Raw genomic sequence first — 13,211 nt, 5'->3', positions numbered from 1 at the left:
ACGCAAAAAACCTTCCAGTGGAAAGTATCACGCTCGGGCGGAAAATCCAGGGTCGCCGGGTAGCAGCCGTTCCAGGATCGACAGCGAGCGTCCGACGTCCACGGGGCCGGGATCGAGCAGCCACTGGATCTGCAGCCCGTCCGACGCGGCGATCACCAGCGCGGCCGCGTCCCCCGGGTCGATGTCCGGCGCGATGCGGCCCGCTCGCTGCCCGGATTCGATCCGCGCGGCCAGCATCTCCCGCAGCGAGCGGAACCGGTCGCGCACGAACTCCCGGGTGACGGCGTGCTCTTCCTGCAGCGCATCGGTGGTTAGCGTCGCGTACAGCTCGACGAGGCCGGGGATCGACCGGTTCCGCTCGGCTGCCTCGACCATCTCGCCGACCGCGGCGCCCGCCGCCGCTTGCGTGTCGGAGAAGCTCAGCGCCTCGTGGGTGCGGTACACCTCGACGAGCAACTCGTCACGCGAGGAGAAGTAGTGCCGCAGCGCGGTGTGCGACACCCCGATCGCCTCGCCGACCGAGCGCAGCGACGCGCGGTCCACACCCCGCTGCCCGAACAGCCCGATCGCGCTCTCCAGGATCTGCCGCCTGCGCCGCACGCCCTTCGGGTAAGAGCGCCGCTCGTGCCCCGCTCCGCCAGCCTGCTCCGTCACCCCGCCATCGTAGGAGCTGCGAGCGCCGGGAGAGTCGCTACAACCCGTTCGGAAAATTCAAATACCTCTGATCCCGAACGGGTTGTGGACACTCTCTAGGGTTGGTGTCATGAAATTCTCGCTCTGGCCCGGCAACGACCGCGCCCCCGCGGACCTGCTTGACGAGGTGCGCGCGGCGGATGCCGCGGGCTGGCACGGCGTCTGGCTGGCCGATCACTACATGCCCAACACCGCCGACGCGACCCCCGCGCGCGGCGACACGTACGAGTGCTGGGGACTGCTGCCCGCCCTGGCGGCGGTCACCGAGCGGGTCAGGGTCGGCACCCTCGTCTCGCCCACCACGGTGCACCATCCGGCCCTGCTCGCCAAGCGCGCGGCCACGATCGACCGGCTGTCCGGCGGCCGGATGGTACTCGGGCTCGGCGCGGGCTGGCAGGTCAACGAGCACCACGCCTATGGCATTGAGCTGCCGCCGCCCGGCAAGCGGGTGGGCAGGTTCGAGGAAGCGATCACGATCGTCCGGGCGATGCTCAGCCAGGACTCGGTCACCTTCCAGGGCGAGTTTTTCCAGGTCACCGACGCGCCCTGCGACCCCAAGCCGGTGCAGGCGCCGCTGCCGCTGCTCGTCGGGACGCGCGGGCCGCGCATGCTGCGCATCACCGCCCGCCACGCCGACGAGTGGAACACCTGGGGAACCCCGGAGCAGGCCGGCCCCATGCGCGGCGCGCTCGTCGAGGCCTGCGAGACCGTCGGCCGCGACCCGGCCACCATGCGGACCTGCGTCAACGCGTTCATCGACCTGGACGGCAGCGCACCGCCGAACGGCCGCGCCACGCTGACCGGCCCCGCCGCCGCCGTGGCCGACCAGATCGGCCGGTACGCGGAACTCGGCTTTGACGAGTTCATCCTGCCCGACTGGAACCTCGGCAAGGACGCGGGCAGGCGCGCCGACAAGCTCGCCCGCATCAAGGCCGAGGTCTTCGACCAGCTCCCTGCCTAAATGATTCCCGCCCGGCTCCGCCTGTCCGCCAACTCAGCGCGTAAGAAGGGGGGCGTGATAGCGCCCCTTTCTTACGCGATGCGCGGAATCTACGCGAACGCGCCGGCCTACCAGAGGTAGGCCGGCGCGTTCCCGGTGCGCATCACCCGTGCGTGCTCAAGCTGAAGCAGCGCGCGCTTCCTGTCCAGGCCGCCGGCGTAGCCGGTGAGGTTCCCGTTGCTGCCGATCACCCGGTGGCAGGGAACGATGATGGACAGCGGGTTGCGGCCCACCGCCGCGCCGACATCCCGCGGGTCCGTCCCCGGCCCAAGCTGGCGCCCGAGCTCGCCGTAGGTCGTCGTCTGCCCGTAAGGCACGGTGGCGATCAGCTCCCATACCCGGCGGTCGAACTCGCCGCCCGTGGCCTTCAGCGTCAGCTCGAACTCGTCGCGCTCCCCGGCGAGATACTCCGCCAGCTGCCGCGCGGCATCCTCGAATCCCTCGTCGGTGCGCGGACCGAACGCGGCGCGGTCGGGCCTGGGCCAGTGCCGCGGAAAGTACAGCCCGGTCAGCGCCTCGCCCTCGCGGACCAGCGTGAGGTCTCCGAGGCTCGTCGCGAGCACCGTGTGCGCGGCAGCCGCGCTCGGCCCGTCTGTGAGCGTCATTGTCCCTTCCCCTCCGTGTCGATCGTCTACACCAGGCAGACGCGCCGCCGGGACCGGACGTGAGATGAGATCTCACGCCCATCGCAGCCCTGACGTCTGCTCAGCGAATCGCTACCGCGCTAGAAGGGAAACGCCATGCCGATCGTTCCTTACTACATCGGCCGCCCGGCTCACGTCTGGTTCGCGCTATCCGGTGGTACCCGCCGTCTGGACCGCGTAGACCACCACGTTGCTGAGGTAGGACCGCGTCGCCGGGTCGAAGGTGCCGCCGCAGGTGATCAGGCGCAACTCCGCATCGGGCACCGGGCCGTAGACGGCGAGCGTGGGGAAGTGCTGCTTCGCGTATGACCGTACGGCCGTGACGCGGAAGAGCGCGAGCGTCTTGTCTGCCCGCCGCACGTAGATCCGGTCGCCCGGATGCAGCCGCGACAGGAAGAAGAACACGCCAGGCCCGGTGCGCGAGTCAATGTGCCCGGCGATCACCGCCGATCCGATGGCACCGGGCCGCGGGCCGCGAGCGTACCAGCCGGCGACCGTCGTGGATGGCGGCACCTGAAGGGCGCCGCTTGCCGTCACCCCGAGGTCGGTCAGCTTCGTCTGCACCCCGATTGACGGAATTATCAGCGTGACGGGCCGGGGCACGTTGTCGCCGTTCCGCGACTGTGGGAGCGCGGCGATAGGCCCGATGGGGACGGGGAGCGACCCGGCGGCCGCCCACCGGACCGCGACCGGCTGCCTGTTAAGCACGAACCCTGCGCCGGCGGCGCTCGCGGCGATCAAGCCGATCGTGAGCGCGAGCACCGCCAGGAGTCTCCGTGTCACGATGGTCAGCTACGAGGGCGGGGAAGCCGGCGCAGGGAAAGTCCGCCGGCGACCGCGACGAGCACACCCGCCGCCAAGAGGGCCAGCCAGGGCAATGGAGAGGGGATCCGCGGCGCCGTGCCGCCAAAACCAGTCGCAGCACCGCCCGCGGGCACCACCGCGCTGCCCGCCGCGTCCACCAGGTTGTCGACCTCAAGGCCGCTCGCCCCGTCGAGGACGACCAGCGTATGCACCGTTCCCGCGGCGACTGTCACGGTGCTGCTCGTGCTCTCGCCGGAGCCGGCGACGCGCACTGTCACGGTCCCTGGGCTCACGGTCTCATACACGCTGACCGAACCGAACGCCAGGCCGCTGACCAGCGCGCCGCTGCCATAGCTGACCGTGACGACGTGCTCCTTCAGTGACGCCTGGATCACCCGCACGAGCGCCTGGCCGCCCGGCGGTGTCAGCTCGTCGCCCAGAACCGCGAGCCGCAGCCCCGACTCCGGGCCAAGGCCGGCCACCGTGTACGAGTGCCCCGCCTTGACCGTGATGCTGGCGGACAGCGCCGGCTTGCTGGTGGCCCCGGCGCCCGCGGCGCGCATCGCCACGGTGTAGTCGCCTGCGGCGAGCGTCTCGTAGGGAGAGGTGTCGCCGTAGGAGACATGGCGCAGCACAAGCTCGGCGGACGGGTCGCCGAAGGAGTACAGGTAAACGTCCACGGCAGGCGTGTTCGGCGAGAAGTGGGCCAGCCTGACCCACCCGACTCCCGCGGACGAGGCCGAAGACGACGTCGACGCCGACGCGACGCCGGCCATGCCGAGGAAAAACATGGGCGCGGCCAGCGCGGCGGCCGCCAGTCTGATGAAGCGCGAAATTCTCATCGGTCCCCCACAACACTTATTTGTTAGTTACGGTGTGCTCAGCTCCAAGAGGGCTAGGTGCTGCATATTCGAAACTGACATCGGTAGCGCGGTCGACGCTCGCGCGCAGCGGAAGGAACGGCACCCGCTGCGCGTGGAGGAAGGACAGCATGGACTGCAGGCGCGCCCCGGTGCGGCCGCCCGAATGCGCCGGTGCGAGCTCGACTCCGCGCAGCGGCGCGGCGGGCGCGCCAGGCGATGGATCGGTGAAGGCGAGGATCCGCAGCGGCTGCTGTGTGGCGAGCGCGGCGAGCGTGATGAGCAGCCGCGGGTCGACGTCTCCTGAGCGCAGCGCCGTCTTGACGGCGGACGAGGCGTCGATGTGCGCGTTCCGCAGCAGCTGGCGTCCCGCGTCGATTCTGGCGAGCTTGTCGGCGGCAAGCGCCGCCCGGTAGGCGGCGGCGCCGGAGGGCGCGATGGCGCGGATGTCGATCTGAGCCGCTCCGGAGCCGAACCGGGCGATCACCGCCGGGGCATAGACGCTCGCGAGCCGGCCGCCGAATTGATTGCGCACGGCCGGGGTCGCCACGACCACGTCAGAGCCGAGCGGATCGGCGGCCGCGGTCCCGAGCACGAGCAGCCGGGCCGCGGGGAGACCGTCCGCCTGCAGTGCGGCGCACATCGCGGGATCGCAGGCCACAATGGCGCCGGGGGCGATCTGCTGCGCGACCCACTGCGCGGCGCGGTCACGCGTGGCGATGGAGTACCCGAGGCCGCCGGCGGGCGCGGCGGCTGCGGTCGCCTGGAGCGGCGCCGCCGTGCTCGGGGCGGCCGTGCTCGGGGCGGCCGCGGAGGACCTTCCGGTTCGCCCGATCGCCACGCCGGCGACTCCCGCGGCAACCGCGCTGATCAGGACGGCGACCAGCACGGCGAGGCGCCCCCAGGTCCACCGCCTGCCGGGGACAGGATGACGCTCAAGCCAGAGCCGCACCGTGGTGGCGATCACCGTCGGCCAGGACGGTTCCGGCTGCGGCGGGCGCCGAGAGAAGCCTGTGTCGTGGTATTCCATCCCGCCCCCCGCTAACCACAGGCAAAGATTCAAAACCCCAAAGATCAGAGAATCACACAGTTAGCACATTTTTGTGGAAATAGCGATTCTGCCGCATGCCTAGGTATTTGCCGTATACCTAGGTAACTGCGGCCGGGAGGCGAAGCCGCCAACCGTTCCGGATAAAAGTGATCTTTGCCGAACGGATGGCGACTTCGCTCGCCAGGAATGGCGTGCCCGCGGACTGGCCGGACGCGAGACTAGACGGCCGTTGCCCGCTCGTAGGTGAGGTAGGTGAGGCCCTCGCCAACGGTCTGCGTGCCGGCCAGCCGCAGCGACCGCTGGTCGCTGGTCTCGCCGAAGAGGCGCTCGCCGGCGCCGAGCACGACAGGGAAGACGGTGAGCCGCAACTCGTCCACCAGGTCGTGCTCCATGAGCACGCGACCGACCTGATAGCTGGCGTAGACGACGATGTCTCCGTCAACCTCCTGCTTCAGCTTCGAGACCTCCCCGGCCACATCGCCGCGCAGGACCTTCCCGTCACCCCACTGGACCTTGTCCAGAGTCGACGAGACGACGTACTTGGGCAGGCTGTTCAGCCTGTTCGCCCACTCGTCTGTCCGGGACAGCCACCGGGTGGCGAACCATTCGTCGCTGCGCCGCCCGAGCAGCAGGGCCTGGGCGTTGCGCGCTTCCTCGAACATGATGGCGCCCCACGCCTTGAGGTCGTCGCCTCCGTAGCTGAGGAACCAGCCTCCCTGCCTGAAGCCCTCCTTGCCGTCCGGGTCCTGTACGACACCGTCGAGCGAGATGTTCGTGCTGATGACGATCTTTCCCATGGCAGTTTCTCCTTTGACTGGCGTATGTCGGCTGCCACTGGGGCTGAACCCGCGACATGGTGAAACTGGGCGGGGGCGGAGCGCCCAGTTTCCCTCCGGGCCGGTGTCCACCAGAAGACGAAGTTCGGCATCGCGCGGAAGACGGTGGAGTTATGGTGACGCTGGTGGCTGATGACTTGATCTCACGGGCGCGTTCCGGTGACGATGACGCGTTCCGTGAGCTGACCGAGCCGCATCGCAGGGAACTGCAGGCGCACTGCTACCGGATGCTCGGCACCTTGCAGGACGCCGAGGACGCCGTGCAGGACACGCTGCTCGCCGCCTGGCAGGGCCTCGCCGGGTTCGAGGGGCGGTCCTCGCTGCGCACCTGGCTGTATAAGATCGCCACCAACCGGTGCCTGAACGCACTGCGCACCGCGAGCCGGCGGCCCGCCAAGGAGTGGAACATCCCAGGGATCGAGCCGCCGCAGCCGACCAGGCTCGCCGAGGCCGTCTGGCTCGAGCCTTACCCCGATGCCCTGCTCGCCGAGGTGGCAGGGACCGCGCTGCCGCCGGGCCCCGAGGCCCGCTACGAGCAGGCGGAATCCATCTCGCTCGCCTTCGTGGCCGCCCTGCAGGTGCTGCCGCCCCGCCAGCTCGCGGTGCTCATCCTGCGCGATGTGCTCGGGTTCCACGCCAGTGAGGTCGCGAGCATGCTCGACGCCACCGTCGAGTCGGTCAACAGCGCGCTCAAGCGAGCCCGTGCGGGCATGCAGCGCCGTCAGCCGGCGGCCGGCGTTCCCGAGCCGCCGCCCGCGCCGGGCTCGCCCGCGGAGGACGCCATGGTGGCGCGGTTCACCAGCGCGTACGAGTCTGCCGACCTCGACGCGCTGGTGGCACTGCTGACCGACGACGCGTTCATGTCGATGCCGCCCATGCCGCTCGAATACGTGGGCAGGGACCTGGTGGCCGATTTCTGCGGCCGCCTGTTCGCCGCGGGCCGCGGCATCGACCTGGTGCCGACCCGCGCCAACGGCCAGCCGGCGTTCGGCGCTTACCTGAGGGTCCCGTCCGGCCCCCGGCCGGCCACCGGCCTGATCACCATCACGCTGGCCGGCGACCGGATCTGCGCGACGAGCCGCTTCGAAGGCAGCGTGCTCCCGTGGTTCGGGCTGCCGCTGTCGCTGCCGAGCCGGTAGCCAGCACGGGGGCACACCCACCCCAACCGCGCCTTTCATGATCGGGTCCATTTCGGGTATCACGCCCGGTGGCTGCTACGCGTCAAGGAGATCCGGACATGATCATCGATTGCGCTCACTACCAGGACGGCCGGAGGATCGACGAGGGCGGGGTGCCGCTCGAGGAGGCGGCCGCGCGGGCCGCCGAAGGAGGTTTTGTCTGGCTCGGGCTGTTCGAGCCGAGCGAACAGGAGCTCGCCCAGATCCGCGAGATCTTCGGACTGCACGAACTGGCCGTGGAGGACGCGCTCAACGTGCACATGCGGCCAAAGATCGAGACCTACGACAAGGGTGTTCAGCTCGTCATCTTGCGCACCGCGCGCTACGACGACGCCGCCGAGGAGGTCGAGTTCGGCGAGATCAGTGTCTTCCTCTCGCCTACTTTCGTGATCACCGTGCGGCAGGGCGTGGCGAGCGAGCTGCGCGGTGCCAGGCTGCGGCTTGAGCAACGCCCTGAGCTGCTCGCATCCGGCAGCGTGTCGGCGCTCTGGGCCATCCTGGACACGGTGGTGGACAACTACCTGCCCGTCGTCGCCGAGCTTGAGCACGACATCGACCAGATAGAGGGCACCGTCTTCTCGGGTGCTCCCGCGCCGACGGAACGGATTTACTCGCTGCGCAACGAGGCGACCGACTTCTACCGCGCCGTCCACCCGTTGCTCGGGGTGACCGGCATTGTCGAGCGCATGGTCGACAAGAAGCTGCGGCACTACCTGCGGGACGTCCGGGATCACCTGCTCCAGGCGGACGAGGAGATCGCCGCGCAGCGGGACCTGCTTGGCACGATCCTCGAGGCCAACATGGCGGTGATCTCGGTCGAGCAGACGCGGATCAGCATCAGGCAGAACTCCAACATGGAGAGCCTGACCCTCCTCGCGACGGTGTTCCTGCCGCTCACCTTCGTCACCGGCTTCTTCGGCCAGAACTTCGGCTGGCTGGTCAAGAACATCGACGGCCAGATCGCCTTCATCGTCTACGGAATCGGCGGCCTGGTGGTCCCGCTTGTTCTGCTGTGGGCCTGGGTCCGCAGGCGGAACCAGGTCCAGATCTTATGCCTTCACCGCCGCGGTTAGGGTTCCCGAGGTGTACCAGGTGTCGCCCCCGAAGACGAGGGTGAACGTGGTGTTCGCCTTGACGGGGTAGATGACCGAGATCTGGCCCTTGGCGTTGACGGTCGCCCGCTTGATGACCCTCTTCGCGCCGCCCTTCGGCTGGGCGTAGATGACCAGCGTCTTGTTGACGTGCGGCGCGCCGAGCGTGGCGGTCACGGTGATCTTCTGTCCCGGCTTGACGGACGTGGCGGAGAGCTTCAGCTTCAGCGACGGCTTCGCCGCGGTGATCTTCACCGCGTAGGAGGCCGACGCGGGCAGGTAGCTGTTGCTGAGGTAGCTGGCCTGGTAGGCGTAGCTGCCGGTGGCCGGCGGGAGATCCGTGACGGAGAAGCCTCCTCCGCTCACCGTCTTGGCGGTCAGCGTCGCGGACGTCCCCTTGCCGCTGGTCACCTTGCGGGTGACCTTCACCGAGACGCCGGCGGGCGCCGCCACGCCGTTGAGTGCGAGCTTGCCGTTGAGCGTCACCTTGGTCCCTGCCTTGACGCTGGCGCTGCCGGTCAGGGTCATCGTGCTTGGCTTCAGGGTGCGCTCGCTCAGGACCACGATCGACTCGATCGGGAGCGTGATGCCGCCGGCGACGGCCGCGGCGGTAGTGGTCGGCCCCGTCGTTATCTTGCCAAGCGTCGTGCCAGCGGCCGGGCCGTAGTTCTGCACGGCCAGAGAGCCGGCCAGCGAGGATCCGAAGGTCACCTTCCTCGTTGACGTGGTGCTGGAATTGATGAGGGCCACCGCGACCTTGCCGCCGGGAAGGACCGACTGGAAGGCGAGCACGTCTGGTGAGGAGGTGGACAGGACCGAGAGCTGCGCGCCGGGCTGGGCAAGCTTCGAGGCGAGCAGGTAACCGTAGTAGGCCGAGGTCGGCGCGCCGGTGCTCGTGAACATGGCCTCTTCTGGGTTGACGCACTGGTCGGTTGTGTTGTCGGCATTGTCGAGCGGCCACCAGTCAACGGTCTGTGCGCCCGCCGCCAGCCACTCCAGCACGTCGCCCGCGGCGAACAGCGCGCCCGCGGGCGTGCACGGGACGTTCGTCGGCAGGTAGCTGACGCCGGTCTCGCCCACGATGACCTGTGCCCCCGGTGCGTACGTGTTCAGCTCGGCCTGAATCTGGGCGTACAGGGATGGGATCGTCTTCACCGACTGGATGACCGTATAGTCCGACGGCTTCTTCACCCCGGTGGGATCCGTGGCCCCGCCGAAACCGAAGGGGTACCAGTGCGCGTCCACGAAGTTGATGTCCGGCCCGTCCGTGCTGAACAGGGTGTCGTTCCACGTGGTGTTGTCGTTGACAGACGCGCCGCCCACCGTGTTGCCGAATGCCCAGGGCACGCCGATCCGCACGTTGGGCTCCACGTTCCGCATGGCGGTGATGAAATGCTTGGCGTTCGCGGCGTAGGAGGTCGCCATGGTCTGCATGCCTGCGTCGTTGCCCTGGGTGACGTCCGGGCAGGTGGTGCTGTCACCCGCCACGTAGCCGTGATAGTTTTCCGGCGGGTCGGCGAGCCAGTTGTTGACTTCCCAACAGCCGTAGCTCTCGTTGCCGATCTCCCAGTTGGTCACTGCCTCGCCGGCCTTGGCTGACTCAGTCACCCAGTTCGCAGCCAGGGCGGGCGTGCCCGAGCCGTAGTTGACTGTCACGAAACTCTGCGCGCCGAGCGAACGCGCTTTCTGCGAGAACAGGCCGAAGTCGACCCCGTCGGTGTTGGCGCACTTGGCGGTGAACTCCGCAAACGCGGTGTTCGGTGCGCAGCCCTGGATATCGGTGTTGGTCTGCCAGTTGTACAAGTCGGCGGTCACACCGCCGCCGTAGTGCAACTGGCTGATGCCGGCCGCCTTCAACAGCGGCGAGACCCTGGCAAAGGTTGCGGAATTAGAGAAGACAGAATCCCATGGCGCGACGTCGGCGCCGAGCGGTGTCGCACCAAGCGTGACTGCCGCACTTGCCGCAGGGGCGCCGGCGGCCGCGCCGGCTGCGCCAGGCAACGCCGCCCCAGCCAGCACCACGAGCGTCACGCCGGCGCCAGCGAACACCGCCTGTTTCCGTCCAACCCGGGCAAGCCGCCGAATATGCACAATCAACCGTCCTATTTATGGCCGTGAAAACCAGTACAGCCTAGGGCTGCCAAATCAGCTACGCGGGAACAACACACACATTGTGAGCTGAGAGTTTTATGTGTGCCGCGCAGGGGTGGTGCTAAGTCGTGCAATCCGGCACGCTGGGCGCCGAGTCCGCGGTACCGGGCGCGGTTGCCTGCTGCACCCCGCGCCTGAGGCCGACGAACGCCACCACGGCGGCCTGCCCCGCGCGGTCCGTACACGGCGATCCCACCAAGTCCAGGTCCGCCCGCGGCGTGGCGCGCACCGCGGCGCGGTTGTCACGGTCGTTGCCCGTCGCGAACAGGTGCCGGCTTCAGCCGGGCAAGTATGCGAAGAGCGGACCCGGGTGAGCCAGGAGGGTGTGGCTCACCCGGGCCGCTTTCTTGGATGGTCCGGTTAGTTGGAGTACACCTGGAACTCGGCGATCTGCGGCGCGCCCTGGACGTCGTTGTTGCTGACGTCAAGGCGGATGTAGTTCACCGTGGTTGAGGGCACGGCGATGTCGACCACGTTGTTGCCCGCCGCGTTGTTCGCGCTGAACAGGTACGCTGCCGAAGCGACGAGCGGGGTCCAGGTCTGGCCGTCGGTGCTGCCGTCGACCTCGATGGTCTGGTGGCGGTCACCCCAGCCCTGCGGTAGCTGGAGCACGATCCGGTCGACCGGGGCGGCCTGGGCGAGCTGCAGGGTGAGGACGCCAGAGGCGTTCGCCGCCTGCCAGTAGGTGGCCTGGTTGCCGTCGTTGGCATTGCTGGCCGGGAACCCGGCGAGCGTGTTGTCGGCCGACGCGGTGGCAGTCAGCGCGAGGTTGCCGTTCGGGTTGTAAACGGCGGCGCTCAGGTTGACCACGTACGGCGCGAACGGGTCATTCGCGGGGTCGGCGTCGAATACCAGGTTGCCCACGTATTGCTGCACCGCGGTGGGCGTGACGGTAACCGTGGCCGTGCAACTGGCACCGGCGGCAAGCGTCGCCGGGCAGTTGTTGGTCTCGGCGAAACCGCCGGTCGCGTAAACGCTGGAGATGGGCGTCGGGTTCGGTCCTGGGTTGGTAAGGGTGACGGTCTGCGCCGGGCTCTGGGTGTTCAGGGTGACGAGACCGAAGCCCAGCGACGATGTGGATGTGCTGAGGATGTTGAACGGCGGGAACGTGCATGCCGAGCTGCTCCAGCCGCTGTTGCCCGGGCCCTGGGTCAGGGTGATCCCGTAGCCGCATGCCATCATGCCGTCGAGGCCGACACCGGAGGCGACGACGTTCGACATGGTGGCGGAGCCCGCAGACTGCAGCTGGGCGACGAAGGTGCCGACGTTGCGCACAATCGCACCGTTGATGTTGACGTTGGTGATCGCGTAAGCGGGCGGGGTGGCGTTGGGGATGTAGTCGCCGACGAAGCCGAACGCGTCGTAGGGACTGTCCAGGATCGTGTTCTTATCAACGTTGATGGTGCCAGTCATGTCCGCGCCGTCCGAGGCGTAGAACCAGATGGCGCCGACGCCGAAGTGCCAGTTCGGGTCCAGGGTGCCGGTGCGCACCAGGGTGTTGTTCGCGATCGTGGTGGTGCCGGAAAGCGGCACGGCCGAGAAGCGGTTGCCGACCTGGATGCCGCCCCCCTGGGTGATGGTGTCCGTGGCGTAGTCGCTGGTGATCGCGTTGTCGTGGCCGCCGTAGATCGCGAAGTTGTTAGCGAGGATGGGCAGCACCACGGTGTCGTACGTGAACGAGTCGCCGGAGTCGGCGGTGCCGAAGGACCACAGCGCGAGGCCGTCGTCACCGGTGTTACGCACGTAACTATCCCGAACGGTTGCGTGTGTCACCCCGCCGTCGAAGTTAATACCGTCGGCGGTGGTGTCCTGGATGCGGACGCCGCTGATGGTCAGCCCGTCGAACGGCCCGGTGAACCACATGCCGACCTTGGTGTGCTGTATCCACAGGTTGTCGATGGTCGAGCTGCCGCCGATCGCGCCGCCGATGCCGTTGAGGTCTGCCGAGTCCACCCGCTCGGCGACCTCGCCGAAGATGGCGAAGTTGGACAGGTGGACGTTCGTGCTCGGGTTGGGTGCCGCGTCGCCGTAGACGCCGACGCCCGCGCCGTGCAGGACGGAGTACCACTGGCCCGCCCCGGTGAGCGTCACGTTGTTGACCATCAGGTGCGCGGTGACCGTGTAGTCGCCCGGCGGCAGGTAGACGGCGCGGTGCTGCGCGCTGCCCGCGTTGATGGCGTTCTGGATCGCGGTCGTCGAGTCCTGCTGCCCGGTCGGGTCGGCGCCGAAGGACGTCACGGACAGGGCACCGCGCGGCGGCGGCAGCGGCGGAGCGACCTGCTCGAAGTCGGCGACGTCGATCGTGACCGGTACCGCACCGTTGGCGGTCTCGAACCGCACCCGAGTGCCGGGCGGCAGCGTACGGCCGAACATCGTCCGCACGTCGTCGTACAGGTGGTGGCCGTGCAGGTCGGCGGGGTTGTTGCTGAACGGGTAGCCGCCGTAGAACCAGGTGTACTTCGAGGTGAGGGTCAGGTCGGGGGCCGGCCTCCCGTTGACGAGGACGTGCAGCGGCGTGCTCAGCCCGGTGCCGTCGGCCGAGTCGGGGATCGAGTACCGCAGGTCCACGGCGTTGGCCGCTTTGGCCAGGACAAAGTCGACGTACTTGCCCGCACCGCTGAGGGTCACCGCGGTGCGTCCGACGGCCTCCGCGGGCAGCGTGTAGAGGTTGAAGTTGGGGCCGATCGCGGTGCCGTTGGTCGGCGATCCGGTGGCCGAGTACTCGGTGAACGCGACGCTGGCGCCGCGGCCGCCGTCGGACGTCGGCACTACCGGGCTGTGGCCCGATGCCGGCGCTGATGAGGCGCTTGCCGCGGCTACCCCAGCGGAGCTTGCCAATGCTACGAACGTGGCCAGCACCACGCCCGTGGTGAGGCTTCGTGCGAACACGGCCCACCGCCTTC

General features: G+C 68.7%; 10 protein-coding genes and 1 pseudogene. 3 read left to right on the top strand and 8 right to left on the bottom strand.

Translation table 11 applies throughout. The features are described from left to right. Nucleotides 1-27: 27 nt before the first annotated feature. Nucleotides 28-654 carry a TetR/AcrR family transcriptional regulator gene (locus tag EAS64_RS31105; protein ID WP_145858812.1) on the bottom strand — a complete coding sequence of 209 codons (627 nt, stop codon included), beginning with the start codon at nucleotides 652-654 and terminating at the stop codon, nucleotides 28-30. Nucleotides 655-763: 109 nt separating this feature from the next. Between EAS64_RS31105 and EAS64_RS31100 the strand changes: the two genes are divergently transcribed. Continuing rightward, a complete protein-coding gene (locus tag EAS64_RS31100; protein WP_145858810.1) occupies nucleotides 764-1,654 on the top strand; it encodes an LLM class flavin-dependent oxidoreductase in 891 nt (296 codons plus the stop codon). A gap of 164 nt (nucleotides 1,655-1,818) precedes the next feature. On the opposite strand, the pseudogene EAS64_RS31095 reads toward EAS64_RS31100, so the two are convergent. From EAS64_RS31095 to EAS64_RS31075, 5 genes and pseudogenes are all read right to left on the bottom strand, one after another. Beyond that, nucleotides 1,819-2,298: pseudogene (locus EAS64_RS31095) on the bottom strand (methylated-DNA--[protein]-cysteine S-methyltransferase); the annotation flags it as partial. 186 nt (nucleotides 2,299-2,484) lie between these two features. Then, nucleotides 2,485-3,120: a class F sortase gene (locus tag EAS64_RS31090; RefSeq protein WP_187366295.1), complete on the bottom strand. Its 636-nt coding sequence runs from the start codon at nucleotides 3,118-3,120 to the stop codon at nucleotides 2,485-2,487. A 5-nt stretch (nucleotides 3,121-3,125) separates the two neighbouring features. Continuing rightward, entirely contained in the window at nucleotides 3,126-3,983 is an 858-nt protein-coding gene (locus EAS64_RS31085; RefSeq protein WP_145858805.1) for a DUF4397 domain-containing protein, read from the bottom strand. Between the two features lie 16 nt (nucleotides 3,984-3,999). Beyond that, the gene (locus tag EAS64_RS31080) at nucleotides 4,000-5,031 is read right to left on the bottom strand and encodes a hypothetical protein (protein ID WP_145858803.1); all 1,032 of its coding nucleotides are present in this window, start codon (nucleotides 5,029-5,031) and stop codon (nucleotides 4,000-4,002) included. Nucleotides 5,032-5,270: 239 nt separating this feature from the next. Beyond that, entirely contained in the window at nucleotides 5,271-5,849 is a 579-nt protein-coding gene (locus EAS64_RS31075) for a dihydrofolate reductase family protein (RefSeq protein ID WP_145858802.1), read from the bottom strand. Nucleotides 5,850-6,013: 164 nt separating this feature from the next. On the opposite strand from EAS64_RS31075, the gene EAS64_RS31070 reads away from it, so the two are divergent. Together EAS64_RS31070 and EAS64_RS31065 are read left to right on the top strand one after the other, a co-directional pair. Further along, nucleotides 6,014-7,027: a sigma-70 family RNA polymerase sigma factor gene (locus EAS64_RS31070; protein ID WP_222849743.1), complete on the top strand. Its 1,014-nt coding sequence runs from the start codon at nucleotides 6,014-6,016 to the stop codon at nucleotides 7,025-7,027. Between the two features lie 98 nt (nucleotides 7,028-7,125). After that, on the top strand, nucleotides 7,126-8,139 hold the full coding sequence (locus tag EAS64_RS31065; RefSeq protein ID WP_145858801.1) for a magnesium and cobalt transport protein CorA: 1,014 nt from the start codon (nucleotides 7,126-7,128) through the stop codon (nucleotides 8,137-8,139). On the opposite strand, the gene EAS64_RS31060 is transcribed toward EAS64_RS31065, so the two are convergent. Then, complete coding sequence (locus EAS64_RS31060; RefSeq protein ID WP_145858799.1) at nucleotides 8,116-10,206, bottom strand: hypothetical protein; 2,091 nt, start codon at nucleotides 10,204-10,206, stop codon at nucleotides 8,116-8,118. The genes EAS64_RS31065 and EAS64_RS31060 overlap by 24 nt on opposite strands. Nucleotides 10,207-10,668: 462 nt before the next feature. Beyond that, on the bottom strand, nucleotides 10,669-13,197 hold the full coding sequence (locus tag EAS64_RS31050) for a discoidin domain-containing protein (protein WP_187366294.1): 2,529 nt from the start codon (nucleotides 13,195-13,197) through the stop codon (nucleotides 10,669-10,671). Nucleotides 13,198-13,211 lie beyond the last annotated feature (14 nt).

The sequence above is a fragment of the Trebonia kvetii genome (genome assembly GCF_007827045.1).
GTDB lineage: Bacteria > Actinomycetota > Actinomycetes > Streptosporangiales > Streptosporangiaceae > Trebonia > Trebonia kvetii.
Note: the sequence above shows the minus strand (reverse complement) of the source record. Positions and strands in the feature narration are given on the sequence as shown.